The 18,484-nt window shown below is 37.0% G+C and carries 17 protein-coding genes; 12 read left to right on the plus strand and 5 right to left on the minus strand.

The annotated features are described in order from the left end of the window. The first annotated feature begins 11 nt into the window (after positions 1-11). Both cspC and hpf read left to right on the plus strand, forming a co-directional pair. Positions 12-209, plus strand: coding sequence for a cold shock protein CspC (gene cspC / locus BAQ49_RS28270; RefSeq protein ID WP_001990088.1), 198 nt, complete (start codon positions 12-14; stop codon positions 207-209). 321 nt (positions 210-530) lie between these two features. Next, a complete protein-coding gene (gene hpf / locus BAQ49_RS28275; protein WP_002034758.1) occupies positions 531-1,073 on the plus strand; it encodes a ribosome hibernation-promoting factor, HPF/YfiA family in 543 nt (180 codons plus the stop codon). Positions 1,074-1,177: 104 nt separating this feature from the next. Here hpf and BAQ49_RS28280 read toward each other — a convergent pair whose 3' ends face one another. Beyond that, complete coding sequence (locus tag BAQ49_RS28280; RefSeq protein WP_071748001.1) at positions 1,178-1,621, minus strand: VOC family protein; 444 nt, start codon at positions 1,619-1,621, stop codon at positions 1,178-1,180. Between the two features lie 83 nt (positions 1,622-1,704). On the opposite strand from BAQ49_RS28280, the gene BAQ49_RS28285 reads away from it, so the two are divergent. The 10 genes from BAQ49_RS28285 to BAQ49_RS28330 all read left to right on the plus strand — a co-directional run bounded on the left by BAQ49_RS28285 (position 1,705) and on the right by BAQ49_RS28330 (position 14,475). After that, entirely contained in the window at positions 1,705-2,643 is a 939-nt protein-coding gene (locus BAQ49_RS28285) for a helix-turn-helix transcriptional regulator (protein ID WP_071748002.1), read from the plus strand. 253 nt (positions 2,644-2,896) lie between these two features. Further along, positions 2,897-5,404 (plus strand): preprotein translocase subunit SecA, encoded by a 2,508-nt coding sequence (gene secA / locus BAQ49_RS28290; RefSeq protein ID WP_071748003.1) that lies wholly within the window; start codon positions 2,897-2,899, stop codon positions 5,402-5,404. Positions 5,405-5,547: 143 nt separating this feature from the next. Further along, a protein-coding gene (gene prfB, locus BAQ49_RS28295; protein WP_098888432.1) for a peptide chain release factor 2 occupies positions 5,548-6,646 on the plus strand; the annotation gives its coding sequence in 2 pieces (ribosomal slippage) (positions 5,548-5,619 and positions 5,621-6,646; 1,098 coding nt in all). 458 nt (positions 6,647-7,104) lie between these two features. After that, positions 7,105-7,428, plus strand: coding sequence for a cytochrome c551 (gene cccB, locus BAQ49_RS28300; protein WP_071748005.1), 324 nt, complete (start codon positions 7,105-7,107; stop codon positions 7,426-7,428). Between the two features lie 322 nt (positions 7,429-7,750). Continuing rightward, a complete protein-coding gene (gene ftsE, locus BAQ49_RS28305) occupies positions 7,751-8,437 on the plus strand; it encodes a cell division ATP-binding protein FtsE (protein ID WP_071748006.1) in 687 nt (228 codons plus the stop codon). Beyond that, positions 8,427-9,320 carry a permease-like cell division protein FtsX gene (gene ftsX / locus BAQ49_RS28310; protein WP_071748007.1) on the plus strand — a complete coding sequence of 298 codons (894 nt, stop codon included), beginning with the start codon at positions 8,427-8,429 and terminating at the stop codon, positions 9,318-9,320. The genes ftsE and ftsX overlap by 11 nt, the downstream gene beginning before the upstream one ends. 118 nt (positions 9,321-9,438) lie before the next feature. Continuing rightward, positions 9,439-10,875 carry a S41 family peptidase gene (locus BAQ49_RS28315; protein ID WP_084667599.1) on the plus strand — a complete coding sequence of 479 codons (1,437 nt, stop codon included), beginning with the start codon at positions 9,439-9,441 and terminating at the stop codon, positions 10,873-10,875. Positions 10,876-10,970: 95 nt separating this feature from the next. After that, on the plus strand, positions 10,971-12,155 hold the full coding sequence (locus BAQ49_RS28320) for a PDZ domain-containing protein (protein WP_180237312.1): 1,185 nt from the start codon (positions 10,971-10,973) through the stop codon (positions 12,153-12,155). A gap of 227 nt (positions 12,156-12,382) precedes the next feature. Next, a complete protein-coding gene (locus BAQ49_RS28325) occupies positions 12,383-14,098 on the plus strand; it encodes an ABC transporter ATP-binding protein (RefSeq protein WP_071748010.1) in 1,716 nt (571 codons plus the stop codon). Positions 14,099-14,163: 65 nt separating this feature from the next. Further along, positions 14,164-14,475: a heavy metal-binding domain-containing protein gene (locus BAQ49_RS28330; RefSeq protein WP_002068307.1), complete on the plus strand. Its 312-nt coding sequence runs from the start codon at positions 14,164-14,166 to the stop codon at positions 14,473-14,475. Between the two features lie 114 nt (positions 14,476-14,589). On the opposite strand, the gene abc-f is transcribed toward BAQ49_RS28330, so the two are convergent. From abc-f to BAQ49_RS28350, 4 genes are all read right to left on the minus strand, one after another. Next, complete coding sequence (abc-f, locus tag BAQ49_RS28335) at positions 14,590-16,224, minus strand: ribosomal protection-like ABC-F family protein (RefSeq protein ID WP_071748011.1); 1,635 nt, start codon at positions 16,222-16,224, stop codon at positions 14,590-14,592. A 264-nt stretch (positions 16,225-16,488) separates the two neighbouring features. Further along, on the minus strand, positions 16,489-17,034 hold the full coding sequence (locus tag BAQ49_RS28340) for a flavodoxin family protein (RefSeq protein ID WP_071748012.1): 546 nt from the start codon (positions 17,032-17,034) through the stop codon (positions 16,489-16,491). 4 nt (positions 17,035-17,038) lie between these two features. Next, positions 17,039-17,407: a MerR family transcriptional regulator gene (locus BAQ49_RS28345; protein WP_002016114.1), complete on the minus strand. Its 369-nt coding sequence runs from the start codon at positions 17,405-17,407 to the stop codon at positions 17,039-17,041. 51 nt (positions 17,408-17,458) lie between these two features. Beyond that, entirely contained in the window at positions 17,459-18,352 is an 894-nt protein-coding gene (locus tag BAQ49_RS28350; protein ID WP_071748013.1) for a LysR family transcriptional regulator, read from the minus strand. Between the last annotated feature and the right edge of the window lie 132 nt (positions 18,353-18,484).

An 18,484-nucleotide genomic window follows, 5' to 3' on the forward strand; every position in this document is an offset into this window, starting at 1 on the left:
ATGGAATGAACATGCAAGGACGAGTAAAATGGTTCAATGCAGAAAAGGGATTTGGGTTTATTGAGCGTGAAGATGGTGACGATGTGTTTGTTCATTTTTCTGCTATTCAACAAGATGGGTATAAGTCGTTAGAAGAAGGTCAACAAGTGGAGTTTGATATTGTTGATGGAGCACGTGGACCGCAAGCGGCTAATGTTGTGAAACTGTAAAAATTAAGTTTTGGGAAAAGATAGAGCTGTATTTTTAGCAGCATTATATAGATGGCGAAAGCTCTTGCTCGTAACAAGGGCTTTTTTGTTGTGGGTAAGTTGTCAAAAAGTTGTTTCTTTTCTGTAACCAATTGTCCACAGTTACATTCGTTATTCACGATGTTAATAGGATAAAATAAAGATAGAAACGATGCATCTTTTCATTTCAACAAAAAACGATAAAAAAATCGCAATTCCACTAATTTTTTTTAAAAAATTAGAAGGAGTTTTTAAGCCAATGTCGAAATTATAGTACATAGGCTTGAAAGGAGGAATTCATCTATGAAATTCAACATTCGTGGTGAAAATATTGAAGTAACTCCAGCATTAAAGGAATATGTAGAGAAAAAACTAAGTAAATTAGAGCGTTATTTTGATACATTCCCAGAGATTAAGGTTAATTTAAAAGTGTACTCTGACAAGCAACGTATCGAGGTAACAATTCCATTTACAGATTTATTACTTCGTGCAGAAGAAACTAATAGCGATATGTACGCTGCTATCGATTTAGTTGTTGATAAAATTGAGCGACAAATTCGTAAACATAAAACAAAAGTAAATCGTAAGTTACGTGAGAAAGGTTCTGTGAAAACTAACTTTATCCTTCCGGAAGCAGTAGCTGTTCTGGATGCGGTAGAAGAGGATGAATTAGAACTAGTACGTACAAAACGATTCGATTTAAAACCGATGGACGTTGAAGAAGCGATCTTGCAAATGGATATGCTAGGACATAGTTTCTTCGTCTTCACAAATGCTGATACAAATGAAACTAATGTTGTATATGGCCGTAAAGACGGGAAATATGGTTTAATCGAAACTAAATAATTATTCAAAAGCGTAGCCAAAATGGCTACGCTTTTTTTATATGTTTTTTGCTTCCTTATCCTGTAATATTGATATGAATTTTAATGGCTAATTCGTAATGAAATTTAGAAGTCATGTTTTGTCACGGTTAATTGTATTACTATTCCAAAAGGATCTCGTACAATGGCATAACCCGGGCTGAAGGAGTTTTTTTCAAAAGGTGTTAAAATATAAACCTCATCATGTTGAATTAGATTGTGATAGAGTGTTTCAATGGTTTGGAAATCTTTAGATTGAATGCATAATGATGAGCTATTACTTAATTGCCAAGGGCGTGTGGAATCCACTGCCTGTTCTGCAATCATAATTTTATTAGTACCAATTTGTAAAACGGAATGGGTAATATAATGTTCTTGGTTTTCTTTATACGTGAAATTCGGATCTATTTCTTTCATTTCTTTATAATTCTTTTTAAATAAAACTTTAGCACCTAAATGCTGTTCGTAAAATGCAATTGCTTTAGCACCTTGCCCATTTAATGATAAAAAAGTGATTACTTCAAAGTTCATTGTATTGCCTCCTTCAAAATATGTTTACACTTATTACTATACAAGTATAAGGTGCCACTAATTGGCACCTATAGGGAGAGTTTATGAAAAAAGTTGAACGTTTAAATCAGATGCTACGCTTTATTAATCAAAAACAAACATTCACATTGAAAGATTTAATGGATGAATTTCAAATTTCAAAAAGGACAGCTTTACGTGATATTGCATCTTTAGAGGAAATGGGTGTACCTCTTTTTGCAGAGTATGGTCGATATGGAGGATATCGTTTAATAAAATCGATGACATTACCACCGATTTTATTTACAAATCATGAAGTTTTTGCACTTTATTTTGCAATGCAAGCACTAAGTAGTTTTGTAAGTATTCCCTTTCAAATCTCGTTTCGTTCCATCAATAAGAAGTTTTTGGATAGTGTTTCATCAAAACAGCGTGAGCAAATTGAAAACTTGCAAAAAAGAGTTTCCTTTTTTCATTCGGAACAAGCACATGAATGTGGTTATCTAGAAGAGATTTTGTTAGCCGCTGTTCAAAATAGGGCTTTAACTATAAACTATGTAACGCCGAAACAAACGACAATGCGCCGGATTCAGCCGATTTCGATTTATGCAATGAAAGGTTATTGGTATTGTCAGGCTTACGATTTAGATAAATCTGCTTATCGAGTGTTTCGCTGTGATCGTATTAGGTCGTCAGAAATAGTAGATGCTCAGGATAGTCTGGATTTGGAAAATATAAATATACATAATGCACATAGTCTTTGGAAAGCAACTGAACAAGCTATTCAATTTAAATGCTCAATTACGGCGAGGGGGATAGAGATATTTAAGCAACAACAATATCCTTCGATGAAATTACGGGAGGAACATGAAGGGACGTATTTAATAGGAACTTATGAGCCTGCTGAAATTGACTTTATCATCTCGTATCTAGCTAGTTTTGGTAAAACTATAAAAATAATTGAGCCATCTTCTTTAAAAGAGAACTTAAAAGAATACTACTTAGATTTAATACAAAATTTGTAGCGAAGAGAGATTAGTTTGTTGGAACAAATGAAATACAAACTTTTTCTGAATATAGGGCTAGACATTTGGACGATTGTTGTCATAGTTATAAGACAAGTGTTACAATTATCATTAGGTTTATACATTTTAGTTTTTTTAATTAGGAGAAAAATTGGCATAACATATATTTGATTTTTATAACGACTGATTGTAAAGAGAGAAAGAAAAAAGCAATCGGAAGTTTTATTTTAATAAAAAGAGGAGCGTATTCCCTATGATCGGTATTTTAAAAAAGGTGTTCGATGTTAACCAACGCCAAATTAAACGTATGCAGAAGACAGTTGAGCAAATTGATGCATTAGAATCATCTATTAAGCCACTAACTGATGAGCAATTAAAAGGAAAGACGCTTGAATTTAAAGAGCGTTTAACAAAAGGTGAGACAGTAGACGATCTACTTCCTGAAGCTTTTGCGGTTGTTCGTGAAGCAGCAACTCGTGTTCTTGGAATGCGTCCATATGGTGTGCAGTTAATGGGTGGTATTGCCTTACATGAAGGGAATATCTCTGAGATGAAAACGGGTGAAGGTAAAACGTTAACATCTACTTTACCTGTATATTTAAACGCATTAACAGGAAAAGGTGTTCACGTTGTTACAGTCAATGAATACTTAGCGCAACGTGATGCAAGTGAAATGGGACAACTTCATGAGTTCCTTGGCTTAACTGTAGGGATTAACTTAAATAGTATGTCACGTGAAGAGAAACAAGCTGCTTATGCTGCTGATATTACGTATAGCACAAATAACGAGCTTGGATTCGATTACTTACGTGACAACATGGTGTTATATAGAGAGCAGTGCGTTCAGCGTTCACTTCATTTTGCTATTATCGATGAAGTCGATTCTATTCTAGTCGATGAAGCACGTACGCCACTTATTATTTCTGGACAAGCTCAAAAATCAGCAGAGCTATATATGTTTGCAAATGCATTCGTTCGTACATTAGAAAATGAAAAAGAATATTCATTTGATGTGAAAACGAAAAATGTAATGTTAACAGAAGATGGTATTACGAAAGCTGAGAAAGCTTTCCATATCGATAACTTATTCGATTTAAAACATGTAGCACTTCTTCACCATATTAATCAGGCGCTTCGTGCACACGTTGTTATGCATCTTGATACAGATTATGTTGTACAAGAAGGCGAAATCGTAATTGTAGACCAATTCACTGGTCGTCTTATGAAAGGTCGTCGTTATAGCGAAGGTTTACACCAAGCTATTGAAGCAAAAGAAGGCGTAGAAATTCAAAATGAAAGTATGACACTCGCAACAATTACGTTCCAGAACTATTTCCGTATGTATGAAAAGTTATCTGGTATGACTGGTACAGCGAAAACGGAAGAAGAAGAATTCCGTAGCATTTACAATATGAATGTTATCGTAATTCCAACGAACAAAGACATTATTCGTGATGACCGTGCTGATTTAATCTTCAAATCAATGGAGGGCAAATTCAATGCAGTTGTTGAGGATATTGTAAATCGTCATAAACAAGGGCAACCTATTCTTGTTGGTACAGTTGCAATTGAAACGTCAGAGCTTATTTCAAAAATGTTAACACGTAAAGGTGTACGCCATAACATTTTAAACGCGAAAAACCATGCGCGTGAAGCAGATATCATTGCAGAAGCTGGTATGAAAGGTGCTGTAACGATTGCGACGAATATGGCTGGTCGTGGTACGGATATTAAGCTTGGAGACGATATTAAAAACGTTGGTCTAGCAGTTATCGGTACAGAGCGTCATGAAAGCCGTCGTATTGATAATCAGTTACGTGGTCGTGCTGGTCGTCAAGGGGATCCTGGTGTAACGCAGTTCTACTTGTCTATGGAAGATGAATTAATGCGCCGCTTCGGTTCTGATAATATGAAAGCGATGATGGATCGTCTTGGTATGGATGATTCACAGCCGATCGAAAGTAAAATGGTTTCTCGTGCGGTAGAATCTGCACAAAAACGTGTAGAAGGAAATAACTATGATGCACGTAAGCAGTTACTGCAGTACGATGATGTACTTCGTCAGCAACGTGAAGTTATTTACAAACAGCGTCAAGAAGTAATGGATTCTGAGAACTTACGCAGTATTATTGAAGGTATGATGAAATCTACGGTAGAACGTGCTGTTGCGCTTCATACACAAGAGGAAATTGAAGAAGATTGGAACATTAAAGGTCTTGTTGACTACTTAAATACAACCCTTCTGCAAGAAGGGGATGTAAAAGAAGAAGAATTACGTCGCCTTGCTCCAGAGGAAATGAGCGAGCCAATTATCGCGAAGTTAATAGAGCGTTACAACGACAAAGAAAAGCTTCTGCCAGAAGAGCAAATGCGTGAATTCGAAAAAGTTGTTGTATTCCGTGTTGTAGATACGAAATGGACAGAGCATATTGATGCGATGGATCATCTTCGTGAAGGTATTCATTTACGTGCTTACGGTCAAATTGATCCACTTCGTGAGTATCAAATGGAAGGATTCGCAATGTTCGAGTCAATGATTGCTTCTATCGAAGAGGAAATTTCTCGTTACATTATGAAAGCCGAAATTGAACAAAACTTAGAGCGTCAAGAAGTTGTTCAAGGTGAAGCTGTTCATCCATCTAGCGATGGCGAAGAAGCGAAGAAAAAACCGGTTGTAAAAGGTGACCAAATGGGACGCAATGATTTATGTAAATGCGGTAGTGGCAAGAAATATAAAAACTGTTGTGGCATTGGGCAGTAATAGGAAACTGTAGTTCAGACTGCTTTGCAAACTTTTACATCAAAAATATATAATAAAAAGGATTAAACTCTCTCCGTAATAAGTGGAGAGAGTTTCCCTTGTTTTCGTATGAAAGTAACAGCAATTACATAGAGGTGAAGGAAATGGAATTAGTAGAAATTAGGCAAGAATTAGAAAAAATGGCTAAGAGATTAGCGGCTTTTAGGGGGTCTCTTTGACCTCCCTACTAAGGAAAAACAAATTGCAGAGTTAGAAGAAAAAATGATGGGCGCAGGATTTTGGGATGACCAACAAGGCGCACAAGCTGTAATTAATGAAGCGAATGCGCTGAAAGATATGGTTGGAAGTTTCCGTCAGTTAGATGAGACGTTCGAAAACTTAGAAATGACGCATGAACTGTTAAAAGAAGAGTATGATGAGGATTTACATGAGGAATTAGAGTCAGAAGTGAAAACTTTAATTCAAGATATGAATGAGTATGAGCTTCAGTTACTGCTAAGCGATCCTTATGATAAAAATAACGCTATTTTAGAATTACACCCAGGTGCAGGTGGAACAGAGTCACAAGACTGGGGTTCTATGTTATTACGTATGTATACACGCTGGGCTGAAAAACGTGGATTTAAAGTAGAAACGGTTGACTACTTACCAGGTGATGAAGCTGGTATTAAGAGTGTTACTTTATTAATTAAAGGTCATAACGCTTACGGTTACTTAAAAGCAGAGAAAGGTGTACATCGTCTTGTACGTATTTCACCGTTCGATTCTTCAGGCCGTCGTCATACATCATTCGTATCTTGTGAAGTTGTACCTGAGTTCAATGATGAAGTTGAAATTGAAGTGCGTACAGAAGACTTGAAAATTGATACGTACCGTGCAAGTGGAGCTGGTGGGCAGCACATTAATACGACAGATTCAGCAGTTCGTATTACGCATACACCGACAAATACGGTTGTAACATGTCAGTCAGAGCGCTCTCAAATTAAAAACCGTGAGCATGCGATGAAAATGTTAAAAGCAAAATTATATCAAAAGAAACTAGAAGAACAACAAGCACAATTAGATGAAATCCGCGGGGAACAAAAAGAAATCGGATGGGGTAGCCAAATCCGTTCTTACGTATTCCACCCGTATTCTCTTGTGAAAGACCACCGTACAAATACAGAGGTGGGTAACGTACAAGCAGTTATGGATGGAGAAATTGATCCATTTATTGATGCGTATTTACGTTCTCGTATTTAATAAGAGAAAAAGCCAACAGGATTGTTGGCACATGCTGAGGTAAAAGAGGATATAAAGAGGTTTATCTTATTTATATTGATGAAATAATGAGGAAGAGAAGTTGAAAACGACAACTTCTCTTTTTGATGAGATTATATGTAGAATACAACGCTGCATATTGTTTTGTAAAAAGTAGAGAATAGTAAAACAAAGCGGTAATAGAGTAGGACCTTATATGGAATTTTTTTAATTTGCTTTGAAGAAAGAGGTTCTTTATAGAACTTTCTAAGGTGTTCACAGAATTGAAACAATTCGTGAAAGCTTTATTTTATTAGGCTTCTCGATATATTTGTAAAAAATATGAAATACACCTTGGTTTTTCTATATAAAGATAATGCTTATAATGAATATTGAGTGTGTTATGAGGACTATTGCCTAGTTATGAATGAAAAGAATATCAACAATGGGGAGCGATAGAAGTGAAAAAGAAATTGTTGGCTATTGCGTTAGGAACATCAGTCGTTTTTGCTTTAGGAGCATGTGGAAATAAAGAAGAAAGTAAACCGTCGAAACAATCTGCAAGTACAGATAGTGCAGAACAAATTTTCCAAAGAAGTTGTGCTGGTTGTCACGCGAAAGATTTAGCAGGAGCAACTGGACCTGATTTAAGAAAAGTAGGCAGTAAGTATGACGCTGCAGATATCGAAGAAATTATTAAAAAAGGTCGCGGCTCAATGTCACCTGGACTTATTCAAGGTGAGGACGCGAAAAAAGTAGCTGAGTGGTTAGCAGAACATAAATAAGAAACGTAATTAATAAACGAGCTGATTGTATAACTTGACCGAAAAGCGCTTTAGGTTAAGCAATACAATCAGCTCGTTTACCTTTTTTGGGGATGTAACATAACTGTAACAAAAATGTATCCGAACTGGAAACCGTTTGATGTTACAATGAGGTTTGTAGAATTTTGCTGAAATATATTACATAGAGTAGCGGTGCTAATAAAAAGCATGTATGGAAGCTACCTTCAACAAGAATGGTCAAGCGAGAATAAGGTTATTCTTTTATTTTCAAATGTACAGAAAAGTATTTCGAAAAAAATCATTAAGTATTGGGTGATAAATAATGATAAAAATGACGAATGTTTATAAGGAGTACCCAAATGGTATGAAAGCCATTGCTGGTCTCACAGTTAACATTAAACAAGGTGAATTCGTATACGTAGTTGGACCGAGTGGAGCCGGAAAATCTACATTTATTAAAATGATGTATCGTGAGGAGAAACCATCTACAGGATCAATTAATGTAAATGGACTTGTAATTGAAACATTAGCAGAAAGAGATGTTCCGTATTTCCGTCGTCAATTAGGCGTGATTTTCCAAGATTTTAAATTGCTACCTAAATTAACGGTATATGAGAATGTTGCGTTTGCTTTAGAGGTAATTGAAGAAGAACCAGATGCGATTCGTGAACGTGTTACAGAAGTGTTAGGTCTTGTAGGTCTAGATGATCGTGCAGATGCACTTCCAGGTGAACTTTCAGGCGGAGAGCAACAACGTGTGGCGATCGCAAGAGCGATTGTAAATAGACCAAAGGTTGTAATTGCCGATGAGCCAACAGGTAACTTAGATATTGAAACGGCTCTTGATATTATGAAGATTTTTACGCGCATTAATGAGCGTGGTACAACGATTGTTATGGCGACGCATAACTCAGATATCGTAAATACAATTCGTCATCGTGTAATCGCGATTGAAGGCGGGAAAATTGTTCGAGACGAGATTGAGGGAGGATACGGATATGAAGACTAAGACCCTTAGTCGACATTTGCGAGAAGGTGTAAAGAATCTATCCCGTAACGGATGGATGACGTTTGCTTCTGTTAGTGCAGTAACGGTTACATTATTACTTGTAGGTGTCTTTTTAACAGCGATTATGAATATGAACCATTTTGCGACGAAAGTAGAGCAAGATGTGGAAATTCGTGTGCATATTGATCCAGCAGCAAAAGAAGCTGATCAAAAGAAATTAGAAGAAGATATGAGTAAAATTGCGAAAGTAGATTCTATTAAATATTCTTCTAAAGAAGAAGAGTTGAAACGTTTAATTAAAAGCTTAGGTGATAGTGGAAAAACGTTCGAACTATTTGAGCAAGATAACCCACTGAAAGACGTATTTGTTGTAAAGGCGAAAGAGCCGACTGATACAGCAGCAATCGCGAAAAAGATTGAGAAAATGCAGTTTGTAAGTAATGTTCAATACGGTAAAGGCCAAGTTGAAAAATTATTTGATACTGTAAAAACTGGTCGTAATATCGGGATTCTGCTAATTGCTGGTCTTCTATTCACAGCGATGTTCTTAATCTCTAACACAATTAAAATTACAATTTATGCTCGTAGTACTGAGATTGAAATTATGAAACTTGTTGGTGCAACAAACTGGTTTATTCGTTGGCCGTTCTTGTTAGAGGGATTATTCCTAGGAGTATTAGGATCAATTATTCCAATCGGAGTAATTTTAGTTATATATAATTCATTGCAAGGTGTGTTTAATGAAAAACTTGGCGGAACAATTTTCGAGCTTCTACCATACAACCCGTTCGTATTCCAATTAGCTGGTTTATTAGTGTTAATCGGTGCATTAATTGGTATGTGGGGAAGTGTAATGTCAATTCGTCGCTTCTTAAAAGTATAAAAAGTTGCAAACATAATTCGTACAAGCTTATCATATAGTAGAAATAGGTAAAGGCATCACACATCGTGTGATGCCTTTTGCTACACCACCTGTGTGTTCTGGAAAGGGGAATTCCGCATTGAAACGTAGAGTTGCAATTATTGGAATGGTTGTTGCATTTTTAATTGGTGCTGGCGGGATGTTTGGTGGTATGTACTGGTTTGGGATAAACCCAGCGTATGTAACGCAAACAGTATCGAATGGTAATGCTGGCACAGCGCAAGGGAATTTGGCAAAAATTAATGAGGCGTATGCACTAATTGATTCACGTTATGTGGAAGACGTGAAAGACGACAAGTTAGTCGAAGGTGCAATACAAGGCATGTTGTCTACGCTGAAGGACCCTTATTCCACGTATATGGATAAAGAAACGGCAAAACAGTTTAGTCAATCACTAGATCCTGAACTTGAAGGGATTGGAGCTGAAGTGAACAAAACGGACGGTAAGCTTATTATCGTATCGCCAATTAAAGGTTCACCAGCAGAAAAGATAGGAATTAAACCAAATGACCAAATTTTATCTGTAGATGGAAATAGTGTGAAAGATTTATCACGTGAAGAAGCAGTATTGAAAATTCGTGGTAAAAAAGGAACGACTGTTGCAATTGAAATTAAGCGCGCAGGAGTGGCTGATCCGATTGTATTTAAAATTAAGCGTGAAAAGATTCCAATCTTCACTGTATTTAGTTCCGTAAAGCAAGAGAGCGGAAAAGATATCGGTTATATGCAAATTACTTCTTTTGCTGAAAATACTGCGAAAGAATTTAAGGATCAGTTAAAAGAATTAGAGAAGAAACATATAGCAGGCTTAGTTATTGACGTACGTGGTAATCCTGGTGGCTATTTAAATAGTGTAGAGGACATACTAGGAGACATCATGACAGATAAAAAGCCAATGTTGCAAGTAGAACAGCGAAATGGTGAGAAGAAGAAATTCTCTACGGAATTGAAAGAGAGAAAGTCATATCCAATTTCAGTATTAATTGATAACGGAAGTGCTTCTGCTTCAGAGATTTTAGCTGGTGCGCTAAAAGAAGGAGAAGGATACGATTTAATTGGTGAAAAAACGTTTGGTAAAGGTACTGTTCAGCAGGCTGTTCCATTTAAAGATGGCAGTAACATTAAATTAACGATGTTTAAATGGTTAACACCGGACGGTAATTGGATTCATAAAAAAGGAATCGCGCCAACTGTAGAAGTGAAGCAACCAGATTATTATCACGCGACACCAATTCAAATTGAAAAGACACTTTCATACAATTCGAATGATGTGCAAGTAAAACACGCGCAAGAAATGCTCAAGAGCTTAGGATATGTACCAGGCCGTGATGATGGATACTTTAGTAAAGAGACAGAATCAGCACTGAAAGCATTCCAAAATGCAAATGAGATGGAAGCGACAGGACAACTTGATAAAAAGACAGCTGAAGCAATTCAAAATAAAATCATTGAAAAAATCCGTTCTGGAGAAAACGATTTACAACTACAAACGGCATTGAAATTAATAGCGAAATAAGAAAGAATACAGGCACTTTGATGCCTGTATTTTTTTATGTGTTAAATATGATAAGATAAAAAGAAAGAATGATATAAATGGTGGTGAATGAATTCGTGGAGGCATGGCTTTTTGAAATACTACGAGCAGTTGGACGTTTTTTCTTACACCCTGCTGTCTATGTATTTTTAATTAGTAGTATCTTCGTTGGATACTTACGTATATTAAGAGAACGAAAAGATTTTTCTTTTAAAGTATATGATATTTGGTTTGAACTGCGAACAACTCTATTTGCAGGTATTAAGTACGGATTAATCGTATCTATTATTACGATTGGGCTCGGGCTCGTCGTTTCAAAAGCGAGTTTATGGGCAATTTTACTTTGGACGTTATTATTTGGATTAACTGCTATGTATCGCTATTTATCTGTAGCGTATACGTTCGGTATCGCTATTGCATTCGTGTTGTTATCGTCTAAGGTGCCAGTTTCCTTCTTACAGCTTGGAGAAGGTGAAGAGGGTACAATTGTATCCCTTGCTATTTTACTAGGCGTTATGCTCGTTGTAGAGGGTTTATTAATCTCTAAAAATGCAGTACGGTATTCTACGCCGAAAATTAAAAAAGGTAAGCGTGGGCTACGAATTGGGCTACATGAATCAAATCGTTTATGGCTTGTACCAGTATTTATTCTTATACCAGGAGACGCGGTGACAAGTTTTATTCCTTGGTGGCCTGTCGTTTCAATAGGTTCAACTACATACTCTTTATTCCTCGTTCCATTTTTAATTGGATTTATGAGAACGATTAGAAGTTATGAGCCAACGGAAGCTTTATTATTTACAGGAAGACGTGTATATGGACTAGCAGGACTCGTGCTCGTTTTAGGAATCGCAAGTTATTGGTGGCACGTATTCGCGATAATCGCGATGGGAGTTGCAATGCTTGGGCGTTTCACAATTTCAATGCAAGAGAAAATTGCGGATGAGACAAGGCCGGCGTACTTTGCCGCACGTAATGATGGGCTCGTTGTGCTAGATACAATTCCGAATACAATTGGGGTAGAGATGAATTTAAAGCCTGGAGAAGTTATTACGAAAGTAAATGGAGTCATTCCAAGAAGTACAGAAGAGTTTTATGATGCGCTTCAAACGAAGACAACAGGAGCATTTTGTAAATTAGAAGTATTAGATACAAATGGGGAGCTTCGTCTTGCTCAAACGGCATTATACGCCGGGGGCCATCACGAATTAGGTGTTGTGTTTGTCCAGCAGGAGCATGAGTTTGATTCAGAAGCTATATAATAAAATGAGGGTGTCACCATTAGGTGACACCCTTTTCTTTTGGTTTAGATGGGATAGGTAGTAAATGAAATTTATATCAGCGATTATTCGAATATATCGACTTTCCGGCAAAAAATGACAACTATCGCTAATCTTATTTTTAGTTTCATAGACGGATAACTTGAATAATTATTTGATAATGGTTATCATTTAGGGAGTGTTTTTAATTTGGAAAATGGAGGGAATATATGCTGCGTAAATTTTTTTCTTACTATAAACCGTACAAAGGTTTATTTATACTCGATTTTTCTTGCGCAGTTATCGCAGGATTACTGGAACTTGGCTTCCCGCTTATCGTAAACCAATTTATCGATAAGTTATTGCCAGGGCAAAACTGGACGCTTATTTTATGGGCTTGTTTCGGTTTACTTGCAGTTTATATGTTAAATGCAGGTTTGCAATATGTTGTTACATACTGGGGACATATGCTTGGTGTTAACATTGAAACAGATATGAGGCAGAAATTATTTGATCACATTCAAAAGCTATCATTCAGATTTTTTGATAATAATAAAACAGGTCATTTAATTTCACGTCTTACAAATGATTTAATGGAAATTGGGGAAATTGCTCACCACGGACCAGAAGATTTATTCATCGCCGTAATGACTTTAATTGGGGCATTTTCATTTATGATGATGATTAACTGGAAGTTAGCACTTCTAACATTCTTCGTAATTCCATTCTTATTATGGTTGGCACTTTACTTTAATAAAAAAATGACAGGTACGTTTAGACGATTATTCTCAGACGTTGCTGATTTCAATGCATGTATTGAAAATAACGTTGGTGGTATTCGCGTTGTACAAGCATTCGGAAATGAAAAATTTGAGAAAGAACAGTTTGGTGTTAACAACGCTCGTTTCCGTACTACGAAGTTAATGGCGTATAAAATTATGGCGTTAAATTCTTCGATTAGTTATATGCTGATGCGTCTCGTAACGCTCTTCGTATTAATATGTGGTACATGGTTTGTTCTGCAAGGTGAATTAACGTACGGCGGATTTATCGGATTCGTTCTATTAACGAATATTTTCTTCCGCCCAATTGAGAAAATTAATGCTGTTATTGAAAGTTATCCGAAAGGGATCGCAGGTTTTAAAAGGTATGTAGAACTTTTGGGAACAGAGCCTGATATTGTAGACTCTAAAGATGCGATAGAAGTAAAACATGTACACGGTGATATTCAATATAACAACATTACGTTCGGATATGAAAATAAAGAGCCGATTTTAAACGATATTAGTTTGAAAATACATGCAGGTGAAACAGTTGCTTTCGTAGGGCCATCAGGGGCAGGGAAAACAACACTATGTAGTTTATTACCACGTTTTTATGAACAATCATCTGGATCGATTCAAATTGATGGCATTGATACAAAAGAGATGACGTTATCGTCACTTCGTAAACAAATTGGGATTGTGCAGCAAGATGTTTTCTTATTCTCAGGAACAATTCGCGAAAATATTGCTTACGGAAATTTAAAAGCGTCAGAAGATGACATTTGGCAGGCAGTAAAGAGAGCACAGTTAGAGGATTTAATTTACTCGCAGCCAGACGGTTTAGATACGGTTATTGGTGAGCGCGGCGTGAAACTTTCAGGTGGACAGAAGCAGCGTTTAGCAATTGCTCGCATGTTCTTGAAAAATCCGCCAATTTTAATTTTAGATGAAGCAACTTCTGCGCTAGATACAGAGACGGAACTTGCTATTCAAAAATCACTTGCAGAACTATCTGTTGGCCGTACAACATTAGTTATTGCTCACAGGCTTGCAACGATTAAAAATGCAGATCGTATCGTTGTTGTAAATAAAGATGGTATTGCAGAACAAGGTTCGCATGAGGAACTAATTGAGCAAGGCGGAGGATACAGTAGGTTATACGAAGCTCAGTTTAGTTCGTAAATATAATTTGTACTGAATTAGTGCACCATAAGTAGGTGGAAATCTCATATGGGAGGCTATAAAGTATGATTGTAACAACAACGTCTACAATTCAAGGAAAAGAAATTATTGAGTATATCGATATCGTCAATGGAGAAGCGATTATGGGCGCGAATATCGTTCGTGACCTTTTCGCCTCTGTCCGTGACGTTGTCGGCGGTCGTGCTGGCGCTTATGAAAGTAAATTAAAAGAAGCGCGCGACATCGCAATGGAAGAAATGAAAACTCTCGCAAGACAAAAAAATGCAAATGCTATTGTTGGTATCGACGTGGATTACGAAGTAGTTCGCGAAGGGATGCTAATGGTTGCTGTGAGCGGGACTGCTGTCCGAATATAAAGTGAAAAGCCGTGCTGGTGCACGGCCTTTTGTTGTTATGTCTAATATTTCTATGTCGAAGTTCCAATATTTCTTGGGAAATGCGGAAGGCCCTGTCGATATATAGGGAAGACATTAGAGCGCTTCTTTACATTCTTGTATTTGAACTAATAATGTTTCGTATTCTTTTTCGAGAGATTTGATGTCATCGTGATGATTTGGTATGGAAATTCGGCCGATGATTTCTGTTAATTTTGTTTGTAATCGTAATAATTCTTGTTCAGTAACGTTTACAGAATCCCCGGTTGTTCTTTTTGTGTATTGCTCGTAATTACCGTGGAATACTCTTGGTTCACTCTCATCTACTTGTAGAATATGGTCTGCAACAGAACGAATGAAGGCACGGTCATGGCTAATGAAAAGTATTGTGCCAGGATATTCTTGTAACATGATTTCTAATTCTTCTTGCGTTGCTAAGTCTAAATAGTTTGTCGGTTCATCGAGCAGAAGCATATTATAGTTTCCTAAAAATACTTTTGCGAGTGCAACCTTCATGCGTTCTCCACCACTTAAGACGTGCACAGGTTTATGAACATCTTCACGGCGGAATAGGAGTCTTGCAAGTATTGTTCGAACGAACGATTCTGTATAGTTTGTTTCTTCTAGAACGTTTTCTAAAATTGTTTTATCTGTTTTTAAAATAGATAATGTTTGTTCAAAGTATCCAATTTTACAACTTTTCGAAAGCTGAATGCCACGCTCGTTCGCGAGAAGCATTTTGAACAAAGTTGTTTTTCCGCTTCCGTTTGCCCCTAAAACAGCAAGCTTTGCACCAGGAGCAATAGTTCCATTCATATTTTTAAATAGTGTGCGATCCCCTATTTTCTTCGTTGTTTTATTAAACTGAACAACTGCTTTACTATGAATTGGTGTGTGGTATTGTACGTCAAAATGAGCTTGAGAAAAGTCCTTCGGTTTTTCTTTCTGTTCCAACTTTTCAAGGCGTGTTTCTAGTGCTTTCGCTACTTTGCTAACATTTTCTTGCCCATGAGCCCCGCTGCACTTATAAAGTTTAGATTCAGATGAACTGAACCGTGTTGGGATTTTTGTCATGCTAGAAGCACGTTGCTTTCTTTGTGAAATTGACTGTTCTAACCGATTTTTTTCTTGTATATATTGAGCATATTCTGCTTGCTTTTGTATTCGCTCACGTTCTTTTTGCTTTCGATAGTTTGAATAATTCCCTTTGTACTCTTGAATAGTACCGTCTTCAACTTCGATGATTTTTGTACATATGGCATCTAAAAGATCACGATCATGCGATATTAAAACAAGTGCACCTTTATAAGATAAAAGTGCCTTTTCTAATTGCTCTGTACCGAACATGTCTAAGTGACTTGTTGGCTCATCAGCAAATAGAATGCCTGCATCTTGTTCGAGGGCATGGGCGATCTTTAGGCGCATTCGTTCACCGCCGCTCATTGAATTTGCGACGTTTGAAATATTCCATTTGCCTTTAGCGAGGGAAGAAGCGGTTTCCGGTATCCCCTCGCTAAGCTGTGGAATGATGGCGATTGAACTATGATGAGTTACTGTGCCTTTGTCGGCTTCTATTTCTTTACTTAATATTTGTAATAACGTAGATTTTCCAGCTCCGTTGACTCCGACAATTCCTATACGATCGTTTGCTTGAATTTCTAGTGATGGTAACGTAAATATGGTGCGATCACCAAAGCTCTTTTCGATATTACGTGCGATTAAAATAGTCATAAAAAAACCTCCCTAGTTTCACTAGAGAGGATAAACGTCGCCCTTCAATGTAAAAATCGTACATAAATAAACGATTTTTTACATGATCGTCTCGAAAGAAAGTATCGACAAATGGACAGACTAATCCTCTGCTAGTTTTCATCATTTTTGTTCACTATTTGTGATGGATGAAATAAATAAGAGAATTAGAACTTCATTGGTCAAAGTACCTTCCTTTCATAATATTATTTTTATTGTATGCGCATACAAATGGATTTGTCAAACTTATTTCTGTGTGCTATTTTTGAATTTATTATTATACAATTGTGCTTTTGCCAGCGCCTCAGCATCGTTCTTGATTTCATCTAGTCCATTCGCATCCCCAATAATATACCCTTCAAATGATGAACCAACAAAATCAAAGATATATTGAAACTGGGCGATAAGCGGCAATGCTTTCAGTTTTGGACTGTCTCCGCCAACGATGACAACGTACATTTTTTTGCCTTTCATTTTTTCTTTGAAATGAAGAGATTTATCACGCAAGCTTTGTGACCAGCGATCAACGAAGTTCTTCATGTGGCCGCTCATTCCGTACCAGTATAGCGGTGTAGCGAAGATAATCGTGTTGTGCTCTAGCATGCGCTCAATTAACTGTTGATAGTCATCATTTACAGGTTGAAATCCTTCTACATCATGTCGCTGATCTATGATTGGATGGACAATATGATCACGCAAGTAAATTTGTTCTGTTTCAATCCCATCAACCACCATATGTGTTAAAGCTTCCGTATTTCCGTTTTGTCTTGAACTGCCATGTATAACAAACATGTAATCATCCCTTTTCTTTTGCTTGTTTTAGGAGTGAAACGTGTTTTTGTAAATTCGTTTGAATGTTGGAAAGTAATGTAATTTGCTTTGTTACCTCATCAAGTTTGTCTTCGTAAAGTGCAAGGATACTACTACACGGATTTTCGTAGAGATGTGGCTCGATTTCGAGGCAACGTAGCATTCGTTCGGTTTCTTCTAAATTTAAGCCGATTTGCAAGTACATTTGAATCAGCTCTACTTTTTCGATTGCACTTTCATCAAAATCACGGTAGCCATTTGCTAGGCGTTTCGAAGGGAGTAATCCCTTTTCTTCATAATGTCTTAATGCCCTTTCGCTAACCCCAGTTTCTTTTGATAACTCTCCAATTCGCAATGCGTTTCACTCCTTTTACATGTATTGTAAACCTTCACACTAATGTGAAGGTCAACTTTGTTTTTTCGCAAAAGAATCTACGTGTTTTAAAAAGACTTGAATAGCTTTAGACGGGATAAAATATTTGCCGCGCACGATGGAGAATGGACGGATTAGCTCTTCGTTGGGAACAGGGATGTGGAATATTTCTTGTGCCAACAGTTCTTTTCGAACAGTCCAATCTGACAGGATAGCGATGCCAAGACCGGCTGCAACGGCTTCCTTCACGCTTTGAATACTGCTAAATGTAAAGAAGCGTTTCATTTTTAAATGATGTTGGTGTATAAAGCGATCGCTATAGGCACGTGTGCCAGAACCGCTCTCCCTTAATACCCAGACTTGGTCTTGCAATGTATTTTCGTTAATCCCCTTGATATGGAGCAATGGATGGTTTGGCGGGACGACGAGTTTCATTTCATCTTGCATAAAAGTTTCAACATCTACATCAGCGTATACGACTTGGCCTTCCACTAAGCCGATATCAATTTGATTAGAGCGAAGGCTTTGCAAAACTTCTTCTGTATTTGAGATAAATGTATGAACTTCGACGTGTGGATTTTCATTCGCATAGTTAGCGAGTATTTTTGGAAGCAAATATTCGCCAATTGTAAAACTAGCACCGATGCGAAGTGTCCCTGTTACAACGTTATGTAGTTCGTTAATTTCTTGTTTTGCTTCTTCATAAAGAGAGAGCATTTGTTTTGCATGTATGTATAATATGTTTCCGGCTTCCGTAACTTGGACATGCTTCGGGGAGCGCTGAATGAGTGTAGTTCCAAATTCGTTTTCTAAGTTACGTATGTGCATGCTTACGCCGGGTTGTGAAAGGTTTAATAGTTCCGCAGCACGAGAGAAATGTTTTTGCTCAACGACAGTAACAAAGATCTTTAAAATATCGACGTTCATTTGTTAGGCCCCTTTATTTTTGATTTTATTTTATCATAAGTATTTATGATGATAGAGATTCAATATTGATATTAAACTTATTATTAAAACTCTCTTATAATGTAAGTAGAAAGAACATGCATGTTCCAATAT

The organism is Bacillus proteolyticus (assembly GCF_001884065.1).
GTDB classification, from domain to species: Bacteria; Bacillota; Bacilli; order Bacillales; family Bacillaceae_G; genus Bacillus_A; species Bacillus_A proteolyticus.

Coding starts and splice junctions, on each gene's coding strand:
- BAQ49_RS28325 (WP_071748010.1), top strand. CDS start 12,383: ATGCTGCGTAAATTTTTTTCTTACTATAAACCGTACAAAGGTTTATTT.
- BAQ49_RS28340 (WP_071748012.1), bottom strand. CDS start 17,034: ATGTTTGTTATACATGGCAGTTCAAGACAAAACGGAAATACGGAAGCT.
- ftsX (WP_071748007.1), top strand. CDS start 8,427: ATGAAGACTAAGACCCTTAGTCGACATTTGCGAGAAGGTGTAAAGAAT.
- abc-f (WP_071748011.1), bottom strand. CDS start 16,224: ATGACTATTTTAATCGCACGTAATATCGAAAAGAGCTTTGGTGATCGC.
- BAQ49_RS28350 (WP_071748013.1), bottom strand. CDS start 18,352: ATGAACGTCGATATTTTAAAGATCTTTGTTACTGTCGTTGAGCAAAAA.
- cspC (WP_001990088.1), top strand. CDS start 12: ATGCAAGGACGAGTAAAATGGTTCAATGCAGAAAAGGGATTTGGGTTT.
- BAQ49_RS28280 (WP_071748001.1), bottom strand. CDS start 1,621: ATGAACTTTGAAGTAATCACTTTTTTATCATTAAATGGGCAAGGTGCT.
- BAQ49_RS28285 (WP_071748002.1), top strand. CDS start 1,705: ATGAAAAAAGTTGAACGTTTAAATCAGATGCTACGCTTTATTAATCAA.
- BAQ49_RS28330 (WP_002068307.1), top strand. CDS start 14,164: ATGATTGTAACAACAACGTCTACAATTCAAGGAAAAGAAATTATTGAG.
- secA (WP_071748003.1), top strand. CDS start 2,897: ATGATCGGTATTTTAAAAAAGGTGTTCGATGTTAACCAACGCCAAATT.
- hpf (WP_002034758.1), top strand. CDS start 531: ATGAAATTCAACATTCGTGGTGAAAATATTGAAGTAACTCCAGCATTA.
- ftsE (WP_071748006.1), top strand. CDS start 7,751: ATGATAAAAATGACGAATGTTTATAAGGAGTACCCAAATGGTATGAAA.